The organism is Erwinia amylovora (assembly GCF_017161565.1).
GTDB classification, from domain to species: Bacteria; Pseudomonadota; Gammaproteobacteria; order Enterobacterales; family Enterobacteriaceae; genus Erwinia; species Erwinia amylovora.
Genome location: NZ_CP066796.1, coordinates 1846553 through 1861873, shown reverse-complemented (window position 1 = coordinate 1861873; position 15321 = coordinate 1846553). Strand labels below are relative to the sequence as shown.

Annotated in this window: 12 protein-coding genes; 7 read left to right on the top strand and 5 right to left on the bottom strand. The window is 55.1% G+C overall.

Annotation, left to right across the window (positions count from 1 at the left end; translation table 11 throughout):
* Positions 1 to 70: 70 nt before the first annotated feature.
* Positions 71 to 997, top strand: a complete 927-nt coding sequence (gene glsB / locus JGC47_RS08660) for a glutaminase B (protein ID WP_004157582.1) — start codon at positions 71 to 73, stop codon at positions 995 to 997.
* Positions 998 to 1047: 50 nt separating this feature from the next.
* On the opposite strand, the gene JGC47_RS08655 is transcribed toward glsB, so the two are convergent.
* Positions 1048 to 1389 carry a helix-turn-helix domain-containing protein gene (locus JGC47_RS08655; RefSeq protein WP_004157581.1) on the bottom strand — a complete coding sequence of 114 codons (342 nt, stop codon included), beginning with the start codon at positions 1387 to 1389 and terminating at the stop codon, positions 1048 to 1050.
* 245 nt (positions 1390 to 1634) lie between these two features.
* The gene (locus tag JGC47_RS08650; RefSeq protein WP_004157580.1) at positions 1635 to 2093 is read right to left on the bottom strand and encodes an RrF2 family transcriptional regulator; all 459 of its coding nucleotides are present in this window, start codon (positions 2091 to 2093) and stop codon (positions 1635 to 1637) included.
* 400 nt (positions 2094 to 2493) lie between these two features.
* Here JGC47_RS08650 and JGC47_RS08645 point away from each other — a divergent pair, with 400 nt between their 5' ends.
* From JGC47_RS08645 to JGC47_RS08620, 6 genes are all read left to right on the top strand, one after another.
* Positions 2494 to 3513 (top strand): AI-2E family transporter, encoded by a 1020-nt coding sequence (locus JGC47_RS08645; RefSeq protein ID WP_004157579.1) that lies wholly within the window; start codon positions 2494 to 2496, stop codon positions 3511 to 3513.
* 133 nt (positions 3514 to 3646) lie between these two features.
* A complete protein-coding gene (locus JGC47_RS08640) occupies positions 3647 to 4117 on the top strand; it encodes a ribonuclease domain-containing protein (protein WP_004157577.1) in 471 nt (156 codons plus the stop codon).
* A gap of 1 nt (position 4118) precedes the next feature.
* Positions 4119 to 4385, top strand: coding sequence for a barstar family protein (locus tag JGC47_RS08635; protein WP_004157576.1), 267 nt, complete (start codon positions 4119 to 4121; stop codon positions 4383 to 4385).
* A gap of 282 nt (positions 4386 to 4667) precedes the next feature.
* Complete coding sequence (locus tag JGC47_RS08630) at positions 4668 to 5672, top strand: L-tyrosine/L-tryptophan isonitrile synthase family protein (protein ID WP_004157575.1); 1005 nt, start codon at positions 4668 to 4670, stop codon at positions 5670 to 5672.
* Positions 5669 to 6547, top strand: coding sequence for a tyrosine isonitrile desaturase (gene pvcB / locus JGC47_RS08625; protein ID WP_004157574.1), 879 nt, complete (start codon positions 5669 to 5671; stop codon positions 6545 to 6547). The genes JGC47_RS08630 and pvcB overlap by 4 nt, the downstream gene beginning before the upstream one ends.
* Entirely contained in the window at positions 6544 to 8037 is a 1494-nt protein-coding gene (locus JGC47_RS08620; RefSeq protein ID WP_004157573.1) for an FAD-binding protein, read from the top strand. The genes pvcB and JGC47_RS08620 overlap by 4 nt, the downstream gene beginning before the upstream one ends.
* A 92-nt stretch (positions 8038 to 8129) precedes the next feature.
* Here the strand turns inward: JGC47_RS08620 and JGC47_RS08615 are convergent, their stop codons facing one another.
* Genes JGC47_RS08615 through JGC47_RS08605 form a run of 3 tightly spaced genes read right to left on the bottom strand, consistent with a single transcriptional unit; the run spans position 8130 to position 14928 of the window.
* Entirely contained in the window at positions 8130 to 10538 is a 2409-nt protein-coding gene (locus JGC47_RS08615) for a virulence factor SrfC family protein (RefSeq protein WP_004157572.1), read from the bottom strand.
* Positions 10535 to 13519 (bottom strand): virulence factor SrfB, encoded by a 2985-nt coding sequence (locus JGC47_RS08610; RefSeq protein ID WP_013036034.1) that lies wholly within the window; start codon positions 13517 to 13519, stop codon positions 10535 to 10537. Before JGC47_RS08610 ends, JGC47_RS08615 begins: the two co-directional genes overlap by 4 nt.
* 2 nt (positions 13520 to 13521) lie before the next feature.
* Positions 13522 to 14928 (bottom strand): SrfA family protein, encoded by a 1407-nt coding sequence (locus JGC47_RS08605; protein WP_013036033.1) that lies wholly within the window; start codon positions 14926 to 14928, stop codon positions 13522 to 13524.
* Positions 14929 to 15321: the final 393 nt, after the last annotated feature.

The following is a 15321-nucleotide window of genomic DNA, read 5'->3' as shown; positions in this document are numbered from 1 at the left end:
ACCTTGTGGCTATCAGGCCGCAGAATTGCGCCGTAAATCAGAGATAAACGCATGCAACAGAGGAAGAAAAATGATAAGCGTTCTGGATAACAGCTTGCTGGAAGAGATTATTCAGCAGGTACGGCCCTTGATTGGTCAGGGAAGGGTGGCCAGCTATATTCCCGCGCTCGCTGATGTTCCGGCAGAGCGACTGGGAATCGCTGTCTGTACCCTGGATGGATCTGTTTTTCTGGCGGGAGATGCGCAAGAACGTTTCTCAATTCAGTCGATCTCTAAAGTACTTTCTCTGACGCTGGCGCTGACGCGCTATCAGGAAAGCGAAATCTGGCAGCGGGTGGGCAAAGAACCCTCCGGGCAGCCATTCAACTCGCTGCTACAGCTTGAGCTGGAACAGGGTAAACCGCGTAATCCTTTTATTAACGCGGGTGCGCTGGTGGTTTGCGATATGCTGGAAACGCGGCTGACCGCTCCCCGGCAGCGTATGCTGGAGGTGGTGCGCAGGCTTTCGCAGCAGCCGGAGATTAACTATGACCGCCATGTGGCGCGTTCTGAATTTGAACATTCCGCACGCAATGCGGCTATCGCCTGGCTGATGAAATCATTTGGTAATTTTGCTAACGATGTGCCAACGGTGCTGCAAACCTATTTCCACTACTGCTCTATGACTATGAACTGCGTTGAACTGGCGCGCTGCTTTCTCTATCTTGCCAATCATGGTCGGGGACTGGGACAGGAAGATGCGGTGTTAACCCCGAAACAAACCCGGCAGATCAATGCGTTAATGGTCACCAGCGGCATGTATGATGGTGCGGGTGAATTTGCCTGGCGCGTGGGTATGCCGGGTAAATCGGGAGTGGGCGGAGGCATTATTGCCGTGGTGCCGGGTGAAATGAGCATTGCGGTGTGGTCGCCGGAACTGGACGGATCGGGTAATTCGCTGGCAGGCACCGCAGCCCTGGAGCTGCTGGCTGAACGTATCGGGCGCTCAATCTTCTGAGCGAACGCGGCCTGAACATCTCAAGCCGGTTACCGGTTTGCACCCAGATTTCAGGCATGCACGGCGCTACGTACCTGACGCCGCCAGGCCCCGGGTGACTGTCCGAACTGGCGTTTAAAACTGCGGTTGAAGGACTGCTGCGAGTCGAAGCCAAAACTGATTGCCACATCAAGGATAGGCTCACCGCCGCGTGCAAGGCGCTCTGCAGATTTTTTCAGGCGGCGTTGACGAATGTATTCGCCCAGTGCATAACCGGTGTGCTGTTTGAACATGCGTTGCAGGTGCCATTTAGAATAGCCGGCTCGATCGGCAACGGTATCTAAATCCATCTTTCCTTCGATATGGTTGTCTATCCACTGCACAAGATCGCTTATAAAATCATCATGACTCATCGGTGTACTCCCTGATTTGGTGTGACGAAGACCGCGTAAGGTCAGTTGCCCAGGCTGTGCTTATCGGCTGGCTCTAAAAAGCAACTTCAACGAATGCATTTAAATACGCTAAGCCAGGCGCAGCTTTAATGCAAGTTTTATTGATACACTAAGCAGGTTTTCAGCACCAATGGATCAAATAAGTTAAATCAGGACGTGGAAGGGAGGAAAGGTAGATGTCTCCCCGGAAAACAGGGAGAAGCCATTCACGATGTGCAGCGCTGGGGGTCAGGATCGGCGGAGCCGTGCTGAAGAATGTCGTGCAACGCATCGGCGACGGTGCGTTTAGCCAGTACGTCGAGCGAGGCCTGTTCAGCTTCTTTTGCCAGCTGTTTAAAGTACCAGCAGGCATTAGCACTGACGATACAACAAGGTTCGACTTCGGGGCGCCCGGCCATCAGGGGTTTGTCTTCAATGACCGACAGGTAGATATCGCACAAGGTGATCAACTGCGCGGGTCGCCCAAGGCGGATGGAGCCGCTACGGCCGAGCGTGGAAATGATAATGCCATCACGCGTAAGCGGTACCATCATTTTACGGACAAAACTCGGGTTGGCCTTCAGCCCATCGGCCAGTATTTTACTGGTGCAGCGCAAACCTTCACTATGCGCTCTGGCAATACAGAGAACCATTTGCATAGCGGTAGGAAAACGAAAATCAAGCATGATGAGTTCCTTGCTTTTTTCTGTTCATTTAAGATCAAACGTTAAGATAAAAGCATTGAAAATCAATGAATCAGGTCAATACAGATCGGACATTATACCTAATTAAAGTGCATTTTTGAAGCCAGGGACTAAGCGATACGGGCTGTTAAAGCTATCTTGATGATTTTCCGCAGTTTATAGGCATGAGACGGCCGCGTATCAGCCGAAATTGTCTTGCCGGCGCCGTGTCGCAGCCCGCAGAATCCACAAGGACGGCTGCCCGCTGCATCCTTCAGGCGCGCAGAAGACGGCAGCGCAACGCTGTGCTTTTCCCATTGCGCGGGTCAACATCATTAATTCAATAAAAACAGGGTATACTGGGGTGATTCGCTTCATCTCTCGCTTCGGACAGGATTCGTGTATGGAAATAAGGAACTACGATCGTGTAACGCTTTGCCAGGCCGCCAGTTACCTGCTGGTATGTGCCGCACTGTATGCGATCTTCCCGTTACGTTTGTTGCCCTGTTTTTTGGCCGGCTTTATCGTTTATGAAACCATCCTGGCGCTCACGCCGCTGGTAGAAAGGCTGGTGAAAGGTCCTGTCGCCCGCTGGATCAGCATTATGTTTCTTAGCGTGATGTTGATTCTGGCGCTGGTCACTGGCATCACCAAACTGATTGGCTTTATGCTAAACGACTTACAAAATCCTGCCGCTTTCCACGCTACCGCCAGCAAACTGTTGGAGGATGCCCAGCACACGCTCTCGCCGGTGATTACCCGTTATCTGCCGTCTGACATCGATGAATTACAGACCCGGATAATTGGCTGGCTGCGTGAACATCTGGTGGTTGTGCAGACCTTTGGCCGTAACGCCGCGCATACCTTTGCCACCATGCTTATCGGTATGCTGCTTGGTGCGATCATCTCACTGCGCATCAGCGTGGGCAAACGTCCCGATGCGCCGCTAAAAGAAGCCATGCTCGATCGCCTGAGCATTCTGGCGGCGGCATTCCACAATGTTGTTTTTGCCCAAATCAAGGTCTCACTGGTGAATACCGTACTGACCGGGGCATTTTTATTTGGCGTACTGCCGCTATTCGGCCTGCATTTCCCGTTTGCCAAAACCGTCGTGGTGCTGACCTTCATCGCCGGACTGCTGCCGATTATCGGTAATCTGATTTCCAATACGGTTATTGTGCTGATCGGGCTATCTATTTCACTTGAAGCCGCGCTGATTGCGCTGGTTTATCTGGTGCTGATCCATAAGCTGGAATACTTTATCAATGCGCGCATTTTTGGCAGCCGTATCAGCGCAAAAACCTGGGAAATCCTGCTGGCGATGCTGGTATTTGAATCGGCGTTTGGCCTTGCCGGGGTGATTGCCGCGCCGGTTTATTATGCCTATCTTAAGGCGGAACTACGTGCCGCCAGTTTGATTTAATATCGGCTAACTCATCCGGCACATCCATCGGGCTGCTGCTGTTCCCGGCGCTGACAAAGTAACAGCAGCGCTTACCCGACCAGATAATGTGCTTTTTCATCCACCAGGCTTAAGGATTGGTTGAACCGCGCTGATGAATAAAAAACGGATCATCGTGGCCATGCTGGCCATTATCGCCAGCTATGCCCTGTCACTAAAGCCCTGGCAAGCGCCCGCGCCCGCCAGCAGGCCCGAGGCGCAGATCGGCGCTGCCCGTTCGGATAGCCGTAATATCAGCGTACTGACGCAGCAGCGACGCGTGGCGGATTACCTCCAACAGCATGATCGGCTGCCGGGCTACTACATGCGTAAGGCAGAAGCACGGCGCCAGGGATGGGATCCGGCAAAGGGCAACCTGTGCAGCGTGCTGCCCGGTAAAGCGATTGGCGGTGACCGCTTCAGCAATCGTGAGGGCGGGCTACCGGACAAGGCCGGGCGGCGCTGGTTTGAGGCCGATGTCAACTACCAGTGCGGCCACCGTGGCACGGATCGGATGTTGTACTCCAGCGACGGGCTTATCTTTGTAACCAACGACCACTATCGTCATTTCGAGCGGGTGAACTAAGATGCAGCGGGTCGACTTCGATTTACAGCGTATGGAGGACAGCGCTGACTTTTACCGTCAGTTTGCGCTCAAATTTAACCTCGACGTGTTTGGTGCCAATCAGGATGCACTCTGGGATGTACTTACCGGCGGCGTGCCGTTGCCGCTATGCATCACACTACGCCATCTGCAAGGCCATCCACAGCAGGCCGGGCTGGAGCGCATTGTGGCGGTGATGAAGGAAGCAGAGCAGGAAACGGGCGGGGCATTCAGCGTTCATATCCGTTAATGATGTTAGCCGGAGGGTGCCGGCAGCAAAAAAACAAAACAAACTGACCGTTTAACTTCCTATTCCCCTGACTTTATTCCAGCTGACGGGTTATTTAATTACCCACGTCCCGTGTTAACCGGGATATAAAAAAATCAATTCAAAATGTATAAGCTAACAATCGGCGAATAATCTCGCTATTTTTGGCATATATATAAAATGGGAAGTGGCAACTACCTGCTTTTTCGATATTACCTGCCATGGGCAGCGTTTTATTTTTCAAGTAATCAGTGAGGTTATCACATGTCAGTTCACATTCATTCAGACAGTCCCCTGTTGATCCTCAGGGAAATAGATCGAAACCGACGAGGTTATTCGGCGTATAAATCTTGCCCGGATCATCGCGATTTATGCGAATGCTTTAAAAAAACCCATCATTCTAAAATAAAAGCCTTTGTCAAGGCTAACCGGCCGATTGAATTTATATTGCCTGCGTTTCCGGCTAAATCACCCAATAAGAATAAAGTGCTGGGGTATTTACCCGATATGGCAGAAAGGATATCGCTGGCGTTTCTCAATGATTTTTGCCAACGGATAGAGCGGATATATCCCCCAGGGGCAAAATTAACTATTTGCTCCGATGGTCGGGTTTTTGGCGATCTTATTCGCACCAGCGATGAGAAAATTAGCGCTTATCAGGCGGGTATACGACAACTTATTGCCGATCAGCGGGCAAACCGTCTTGATTTGTTCAACCTTGAGGATTTCCAACCGTTTGCAGACTGTGCCGGCAGCTTCGATGAAATTCGCCAGAGGCTGATTGATGAATTTGCACATCCTGTCGAAGCGATCAAGCGGCAGCTGATGACGGAGGAGGGAGGACGGCGACTTTATTGTGCCATCACCCGCTTTCTTTACGAAGACGGTTTGATGCCGGGTTATTCCGGCTCCAAAAGCAAATTGCAGCAAGACTCCAGACAACGTGCTATCCGGGTTATTAAACGTAGTCAGGCATGGGGCGCGCTGCTTGCACATCATTTTCCACAAGCCATTCGCCTGTCGATCCACCCGCAGCCGGCTCACAGCCAGAAAATCGGCATTCATATGATACCAACAAAGGACAGTTGGTTGACCCCGTGGCACGGGGTGGCCGTTGAGGAAGAGGGCAAGTTTGTGCTGATGATACGCAGTGAGGCCGAAAGTCTGAGGGCGCATATTGTGATGCGGGATAATCAGCAGAGTCATTATCAAATCGGTTGCCCGGCGCTGCGCGATCATTGTGATTTAGCAAAAAGGAAGATGCCATGAACCCCGCCGACCTGCCAGACACCCTGGACGTGGCGCCGCTGACCGGGGAAACCGGAGAACCCTGCTCCTTTGGGATATTGATAAAACCGTGCCGTGCGGGCCGTCATATCGGTGAGCTGTCCGTAACATGGCTGCGAGCGTTGGTGTACAGCCATCAGCTGGTGGTACTGCGTGGTTTTGATCATTTCGCCAGCAGTGACAGCCTGACCCGCTATTGTGCGACCTTTGGTGAGATAATGATGTGGCCTTATGGTGCCGTGCTCGAACTGGTTGAGCACGCTAATCCTGACGACCACATTTTTGCTAACAGCTATGTGCCGCTGCATTGGGATGGGATGTACCTTGACACCGTGCCGGAATTCCAGCTTTTCCAGTGTGTCCATGCCGCCGGCGACATGCAGGGCGGACGGACGACATTTTCGAGTACTAACGCGGCGCTGCGTATTGCAACACCAGCCGTCCGGGAGCTGTGGGCGCGCGCTCACGGGCGCTATCAGCGCTCAGTCGAACTTTACAGCAACACGGTAGAAGCGCCCATTATCGGCATCCATCCACTGCGTGAATTTCCCGTTATACGCTTCTGCGAACCACCGGACGAAAATGATGCAACCTTCCTCAATCCTTCAAGTTATTCGTTCGGGGGGATCAATAAAGACGAAGAAGAGATGCTGCTTGTCAGCCTGATGAAAACGCTGCGGGATCCGCGGGTATATTACGCGCATCAGTGGCAGACGGGTGATTTCGTTCTCAGTGACAACTTATCGCTGCTGCACGGTCGCGAGCAATACACCCACCATTCTGGCCGTCACCTGCGCCGGGTGCACATCCATGGCCGTCCACAAATCGCTAACCATCATCTTGTGAGGTCAGAATGAGTACGCCGAAAACAGACGTTGTGGTCATCGGGGCCGGTCCTGTAGGGTTACTTTGCGCCTGGCTCGGCCGGTTATGCGGCCTGCAAATGGCGATCGTAGATACTACGCCAGGGCCACTGACGGTGGGGCGGGCAGATGCCTTGAATGCGCGCACTCTGCAACTGCTGGAGATCGTCAATCTGTTTGACTCTCTCTATCCTGAGGGAAAACCGTGCAGAACGAGTTCCGTATGGACCAACGGGGGATTCGTGTTGCGTCAGACTCAGTGGTGGGATGAGCTGGAAGGCTGTTTTCACAAGCATTTTCTGATGCTCGGGCAGACGCATTTGGAACACTTACTGGATGATAAGCTACAGGGTGCTGGTGCTGCAGTCTGCCGCAACACCTCCGTGATAGATATCAAGGTCAGTGATGAGGGATGTACAACAATATTATCAACCGGCAAGACGCTCCATTCCAGACTGGCCATCGGTGCTGATGGCGCACACTCGTGGGTACGTCATCATTTCAACGTTCCCTTCGAGGTGACCCGTCCACAAATCAGCTGGGCCGTGCTGGATGGCATCATTTATACCGACTTCCCCAAGACACCGGAGATTATTGTTTTCCAGAACGCGACTGCTGAAGTGGCGTGGGTTCCGCGCGAAAGGGATCTGGACCGTTTTTATGTGCGTATGGATACAAAAATTTTCACCATTGAGCAGGTTATTGCGAGGATTAACCTCGCCATGCAGCCATACAGGTTGTGTTTCAGGAAGATCGTTTGGTTTTCTCAATTTTCGGTGAAGGAGTCAGTGGCCGAACACTTTGCCATCAGCGACAAAATTTACCTGGCGGGCGATGCCTGTCATGTTCATTCGGTTAATGGTGGCCTGGGCCTTAATACCGGACTGGCGGATGCTTTTAACCTCATGTGGAAAATAAACATGGTGTTGAGGCATGGCGCGTCATGGCCACTGCTCCGACTTTACCAGCAAGAGCGTAAACCGGTGGCATCCGGCGTGGTGAAGACGTCTGCCGAGCTGGTACGCGCGACAAAATACTCAAATGAGGGAACGCACGCGGCTGACTATCTGAAAATAGTCGAAAGCCGGGCCGGATACGTGACAGGGATGGGCATTCACTACGGTGAACATGAACTGCACGGTAAACGCCTGTCAGACTTCATAGTAACCTGCGATGGCGGGCAGACAAGCACGCGGATTTATACGCTTCTTGACTATCGTTTCTTCACGCTTCTGGTCTTTGGCGACAGCAAGGTGACGTTGAATATGCCGTCGTTTGTAAAAGTGATGCACATTGATGAAGAGATGAGTCCGTACAGGCAGCTCATTATGCTGGTGCGCCCGGACTCGTACATTGCGGTATCTTCTTCGCTTTCTGACATCACGCCAATCGCTGCTTATTTAGATGCATTGTTTGCGCGTTCGCTTCCGCCCGGTGCCGGCCCCGTCATCTCTGGCCATCGCGGCACAGCGAGCCAGACTTAACCCGGTGACGGGATTAAATATCAATCACACGGTACAGAAAGCAGCAGGAAGCCCGGTAACGCCGGGGGCTGGCCGGCGACCTCGATAGTTATCTATTCATCCTTACGGGCCAGCCGCGTTAATATCTGCGCCAGTTTTTGCCGCTGCTCCGGGCTGATTTCGCCTGAGGCAGCATAACCGGCGTTTTGCACAATCATCTCGTTCAGGGCAACCAGCCAGTCGTAAATATAAAACGCGGCATGATTGTTCGGCTTCAGCGCCAGCCGGTTTAAACGCTGGTCCGGCCCCAGACTGACGGTTTGCGCTTCAGGTTTGGCAAAAATTTTCTGCCCTGGATTGATGCGGCTTTCCGGCCGCTGTGTTTCTGGCAGCTGCTGAAAACCCAGCCACGCAACAAAATCCCCCAGTACGCTAAGCGCGCGTGATACCTGACGATCGGCGATCTGTTCGGCGGGCAGTCCGTGCGTATCGCTGTCGGCCAACACGCGGATCAGCGCATCTTCCAGCTGCTGACGTACGCTGGCGGTGATCAGCTCTTCGGTTAGCCTCTCCAGCGTGGGTTTACTGATGCCCAGCAACGCCAACAGCGGGCCGTTATCCGGCAACAGGCGCAGCTGATTAACCCAATGACAATAGACGTTTTGCGCAAATTCCACCTCATGATCGACCAGCGGCGCATGGTGATAGCTGCTTTGCACCGCTGTCAGCGGCTGGTCGCTTAACAGGTCGATGGTCATACCGATTCCGAATGGGTCGTCCTCGCTGATGCGGTATTCATCGGCGGCGCTGCGGTTGAGCTGATGCTGACGCTGCAGGAACAGATGGCGCAGAGTATCACGCACCGGCACCAGACGCTCCAGCAGTTCACCGTGCACGCCGGTACGCGTCTGTAATGCTTTTAGCAGCGTTTCAGCAATACGCGTGCGCTGTGCCGGATGTTCACCATCCGCCTCCTGATGCCAGCAGCCCAGCAGGTTTTCCGTCAGCTCGCGCTGGATCTCAGTACGCTGGCTGGCAATGCGTTGCAGCTTGCCGCCGCGCTGCACTTCGTTAACCAGATAACCGGTCATGCGCTGCAAGCCTTTCTCATCCATCGCCAGCATCGCGCCCCAGGCATCGCCCGGATTGCCCACGAAGCGTTGTACCGCCGCATCGCAATGATGACCGTGGGTGATACGCTGATCGAACGGTGTCATTGCCCAGATCAGGCCCGGCTTGCGTCCACTGCGTAAAGCACTGGTTTCTCCCTGAGTCTGTTTCACCCAGAAGTCGAGCAGTAGCCCCACCCGGCGGGTCTCGTTACGGTGAGCCGCTGCACTGCATACCAGCAGATGGGTGACGTCCTGTTGTTGCGCCGCGCGCTGTAACAGAAACGGACGGCGTGCCTGCAAAAAGCGCAGCGCCAGCGCAAACTGCTCATCATCCGGCAGTACCGAAGGAGTGGTGAATCCGGGATAATCCAGCAGGTCGACCTCGCTGAACAGTTCTTCACGCGGTGCGCTGTACAGCGGCAGCACGATTTCCCGGCTTAACAGGGTTAATTCTGCCAGCGCCACGCTGACCGGAGCCAGCCCGCGCCCGTTATGGCGTGGCAGCACCTGTATTGTCAGGTCGGTGGCAGCATTAAACTGGCTGACCCCGGAACTGTAGAGCAGGCTGTAGCAAGGCTCATCCAGCACGCTAAGCGGGGCCAGCACCTGCTCCACGCAAGAAAGATGATGTAATACGTGCGCCAGCTGACGGTAAAGCGCGGTAAGCTGGCGGTCTTCGCCCCACAGCAGCGAAAACAGTCGCGCACGTTCGTCCACGCCGAGCTGCGGGGCCAGTTCGGTCGCCTGCGGCCAGAAATGACTCTCCAGCGCGGAGTTGGCCGGCAGGATCAAACGGATAGCGTCCCACAGCGCGACCATCTGGTGACGGTCAATGCCGTCGATCCCCTCCGGCTGGCGATACATCGCCACATTCTGCACTTTATCTTCCAGCTGCTGCTCGTCGAAGGCCGCCGTTTCACCGGGATGAGAACCGCAAGTCTGATGATATTGCAGCGCCAGGATGGCCACTATTTCACATTCGGTGAGCAGGTCCAGCTGAACCGGCCAGCGGCTGTCGCTGCTGTGCTGCCGGCCACTGAAACGCAGCACCAGGTTAGCCGTCTGCTGCTGCGGATTCAGCTGGCTGGCGTAATCCAATACGCTGTTGCCGAGCGCGCATTCGATGCGTCCTTTGCTGCTGGCGGCCAGTGCGTTCACCAGATACGACTTACCGGCCTGAGCCAGGCCAAACAGCCCGATGGCGCATGGCTGTTCTGCCTGGCGCGCCAGCACGACGGCCCGGTTATGCTGGCGCAGTAGTTTGCTTGTCAGACGGTCAGCTTCCCGGTTAAGCCGCGGAGCCAGCTGGCGGTTCACCTCCAGCCATTCCAGCGCCTGGCCGATGCCTTGCGTCAGGGCATCACCCTGGTTTTTGGCCTGTGCTGACAGAATGTTATTTAGCGATTTCATTTCTTGTAGACGCTCCCGCTGTCAATCCAGTAATGCGCGATGCCGGATCCACTGCCGGCCAGCGTATTCAGCCTGAGGCACAGATGCTCAAGCGGCACCAGACTGCCGTCGTCCAGGCTGGCTTCGGCAATGGCGAAACGCTCCGGGCCGAACTCGCCAAACGGGCGACTGACCGCCAGTTTGATGCGTAACACGTTATCTCCGGCCACGCTGCGCGCCAGCTGTGAATCAACGATGGTCAAGGTATACAGAGGCGAGGCGGGCCAGCGGTCGTTGTCCAGCTGGCGAAAGCCAAGCGTTAACGCGCCGCGCACCTGGAAGCGACTGCGCACGTCCAGATTGAAATTTTGCTTGTCGAGATCGATATCGCTATACCAAACGTTATCTGTCGTCAGCGCGCCTGTGCCGTCCAGCATTCCCAGATATCGGATAGTCGAGTAGGGCTGGAAGTCGCCGGCTTTGAACCAAAAGTTGCCCAGCCGCAGATCGAGAGAAAGCAGGCACAGCATCGCCCCGACCGCCGCCGTTGATTTCGGGTTTTCAATTTTTCCCTGCTTGTTAAACGGATACCAGTCATTGGTATGGTAGCCGTCCAGAGAGAGAATACGGCTGACCGGCAGCGGTTGCAGATGGCGGAACAGCGCCTGTACGCCGGGGAAGCGTGAAGGGCGACCGGTTAGCAGCAGCACATCGCAGTCATATACCGCAACCACTTCAGACATTGAGCGCAAACTGTGGGTGATGTTCATGCGTGGCGACAGGAACTCGCCATGCAGCTTGCTCAGTCGGACTATCAGCGGCACGTCCAGAATATCAAAGGCTGGCGCATCAGCCGGCAGCTCGCACTGGATTTCACGATTGACGTAGTCGAGCAGTTTGTCAGTCGGCGGCTGGGCCAGCAGTTCGGCAAAGCGTGCGTCAATTTCTGCATTGAGATCGAGCGGATCGAAGTCTTCATAGGCGGCAAGGATCGCCTGACCAAGGGGAATAAACAGCTGCAACGTCACCTGCTGACGCAGCGTGGAGTGGCCGTCCATATGACCCTGATGGCCGAACAGGCGCGTCATCACCGCTTCCGGGTTAACAATACCGGCCTTTTTAAATGCAATCTGTAACGCTGGCAGCACGTAGAGCTGGATGACGTCCAGCAGGATATCGTCCCCCGCCAGCTTAAAGCCTTCGCGGAACAGCAGGCGCGGCGAAATTTTAACGTTATTGCCAACGCCGTCATCAAGGCGATACTGAGTGATGGCCAGGTCGGTGGTGCCCCCGCCGATATCAATCGAGGCAATGCGCAACGTTTTACCTGCCGGTTCATCGGCCGCTCTGGCGCGGTCGGGGCGCGCCATGCTGGCGAAGAACGCCCCGGCACGACCGCCGAAATTAACCTGTGTTTCGTTATACAGATAAACCATCTGGCCACAGGTCGCTTCATCCCACTCCATCTGCACCTGAGGTACCGGGACGCTGCTTTTCGCCCGATCCACGGCGAGGGTAAAATCGTCGTCCTGCGGATGCCAGCCCATCGCTTTCCATACCAGCGCAATCGCTTCCTGCATACGGCGGCGGAAAATTTCGCGTTCCGGTTTCGGCATTGCCGACGGCAGGGTAAGGATAATATTGCGCAGCTGACGCGGCGCGCTGCCGTGTAGCATTTTCTGACGTTGCATCGGGCTGTTGATTTGCAACAACGCCTGTGCCAGCAGCTCAGACAGCATCAGGCTCATCAGCGAGCTGCGGCTGTAATGGGGTGCGAACACCGGCAGACGGTCCTCCAGCGCAATGCTATACAGCGGCTGCCCCTCATCATTAATCAGGTTGGTCAGCGGCTGGGCGATGGCCGGTCGCTCCTGCATCAGGTTGCCCGGCGTACGACTGAAACGCCAGCCAGGCGTGTAGCTCTCTTCATCCCACAAATAGCGGCGCGGACTGGAAAGCCCGGTCGCGCCTTCGGTACCGAGGCGCTGCAGCGCCAGTTGACCCGCTTCACGCCCGACCCGGGTAATTGAAGGCCAAACAAAGGCATCATCGCGGCCGCTTTCCAGCGAGAAATTCTGTTTACCAAAGCTGGCCTGAGCAAACTCGACGCGGCTTTCGAACAGTTCGTTGTACAGCTGATGGGGCTGACTGAGATTACGCATCTGCAATTCGTAGGTGTGCCTGAGGCCCTGGTGATCGTCCGTGTGGTCTTCAACCATAATGCCGCACGTGTGTGAATTGCCCACGTCGAGGATCAAATCCACGGCAATTGCCGGCTCCTGCAAGGTGGCGGCGATGATCTTCAGTTCAGGCAGCGACAGCTGGTGAGCAAGAAAATGCAGGATATTCAGATAGTGGGCCTGATACTCGAATTCGCGCAGTGCGGTTTTGATATTTACCTGTGGGCGCTGCTCCAGCTGGGATGCACTTTCGCTGAAGGCTTCACGCAGCCAGCCATCCACCCAGGTTTGATCGAGAAATTCTCCCAGCTCATCGCTGTGGTGAGCCAGGGCAAAACTGACCCCGTTCTTAACGTCATTTTCATTTAACGCCAGCGATTCATCTTCGCCATCGGCCCAGACTTTGGTATCAAACGCCAGCACGATGCGATGCGTATTGCCGCTGGCATCCGCCTTAGCTAAGGCGACGACCTGCACTCGCGCCCAGTTATCAGGGCCGCCGATAAAAGTTCGCGGGGGGTTAAAGCGGAAAAAAGGCAGCGGCAGCCACTGGGCGTTAAGCAAAGCCAGTGATTGCTCCAGCGGGAAGCTGAATTCGGGCTTCACCACTTCAGCAGGCGCACCCGCAACCTGAGGCAGCAAATACTTTCCGCTCTGCTGATGATAGTTAAGCCGCAGCAGGGGACCGTTCGCCGTCTGGCGCACAAATTTACCCGGCCAGTCGGCAGCGAGATCCGGCTTCAAAGCAAAGTCGAGGAACTGAATGCCGCTGTTCTGTATCAGCGTCATATTGGGTGTAAATTCTGTCATTGTCGCCAGCATCCTCATTTACTCTCACGCTTCATGGTCATTGGCAGCACCGTGTCGTCATTATAACGGCCGCTGCACTCCGCTGCGCCGGTCAAACCCTGTTTACAAACCAGCTCCGGCATCTGATAGCGCGAGCCGTCGCTGCAACGCGCTTTGCTGCGGCTGTTAATCACCAGATTGCCTGACTTCATCAGTCCGGCGAACACCTCAACCCGGCAGCTTACGCCATCGCCCTGGGTAATACGGGCGCTGCCTTTACCATTCTGTAGTTGGTATTTCAGCATGGGCGGTGTGCCGGTTAGCGGGTTTTTCACCTGTACCCGAACGCGCCAGTTTCCATTGAGAAACTTGACGGAGCCGATTTTTACCGCGTTTTGCGGCATCACCAGGTCATCTTTCTCTGCCGGGCGTACATCCGCTACCGGGACAGCGGCAGCAGCAGGTTCCGGGGCTGGAGCAGGCTGTGGCGCGGGCGCGACGGTCGCGGCTGTCAGCGGTAGCGCGCTCAACACAGCCGGTGCAGAGCGGACTGGTGGTGATGCTGGCTCCACAGCAGGGGAAGTGGCCGTGGTCGGAGGCGCTGTCGCGATGGGGCTGTCGCTGCAGCCTTTCAACTGTACGCCAAAAGTAACCAGTAATGCGGCGGCTGGCAGCAACCAGCCATAACGCAGCCAGGCCCGGACGGGTGGTTTTACCGCGACTAACGGCACCACGGGAACAGCATCTGACGCCGGTTCATCTGTCGCTTCTGGTTCGCTGGCGATATCTTGCGCGTCTTGCGCGGTGAGGGACGGGATGACCGGGTCCGGCTGCTGCGCTGGCAAGGGTGCGGGCTGCGCCACGGCAACGCTGGCAGCAGTAACAGGAGCCAGGCGCGACAGGGCAACGCTGGCAGCAGTAACAGGAGCCAGGCGCGACAGGGCAAGCTGGGGTTCAACATCATCAAGGGTTAAACAGTCAAAAGCGTTCTGACGGGACTTTTTATCCAGACTGATAAACCCCCAGAAGGTGATGACCGGCTTGCCATCAACCAGATAGACAAAGTTCTGGTCGGGGAATTGCAGCGCCTTGTTTAGCAGGGCGCCGAACAGTTTCTGGCCTGGTTTTTCCGAGCGCAGAGCGCGTTCGCTGATTTCGGCGAATATACTCTGGCATGCCAGCAGCTGATTCAGCGCCGCGCTTCGTGCACTGTTACTGGCAGAAGCCCAGGTAGTTACTTTACCCGCTAAGGGAGAATACCAGTCAAGACGATTGCCGGCATCGTTCAGTTGAGGGATAGCCAGGCAGTCGGCTACTGGCGACTGTTTTCTCAGGCGCAGGGTTTCGCGCAGTTGCAAAGCGGAGAGATAAACCGGTTGACCGCTTTCACCGAGAGCAAGAAGCGCGTCCAGACTTCCACTGCGTAAGAAGATTTTTGCCACGCAAAAGGCCTTATATTCAGGATTGGATTTAACAGGCGGGTAATAGCAGCATAGTCTAGTGCCGTTTGACTTAAACCAAATGCGCAAACAAGCTATAAATTTGTGGGGTATTTTGGGCTTAGAAGGTGATGAAGCATTGAGCAGCGGTGAACGGTAAGCGACAACGTTAAGCCTGAATAAAAAGGAGGCACGTCGCTTCGCCCGCTTCCAGCGCCCGGGCTTGTTGGTGGCAGCACGGCTGGCGTCCCGTTGATTGTGAGGCAGGTAACGGGCAGCAATTCCACAGGCTGGCACTATGGCGGTAACGCAGCGATAAATAGGAACAAACCTAAGCAGGAACTGCTGTTTTTATCAGGAGGCAACGCTATCATATCGGGCTTAAACCATGCTGAG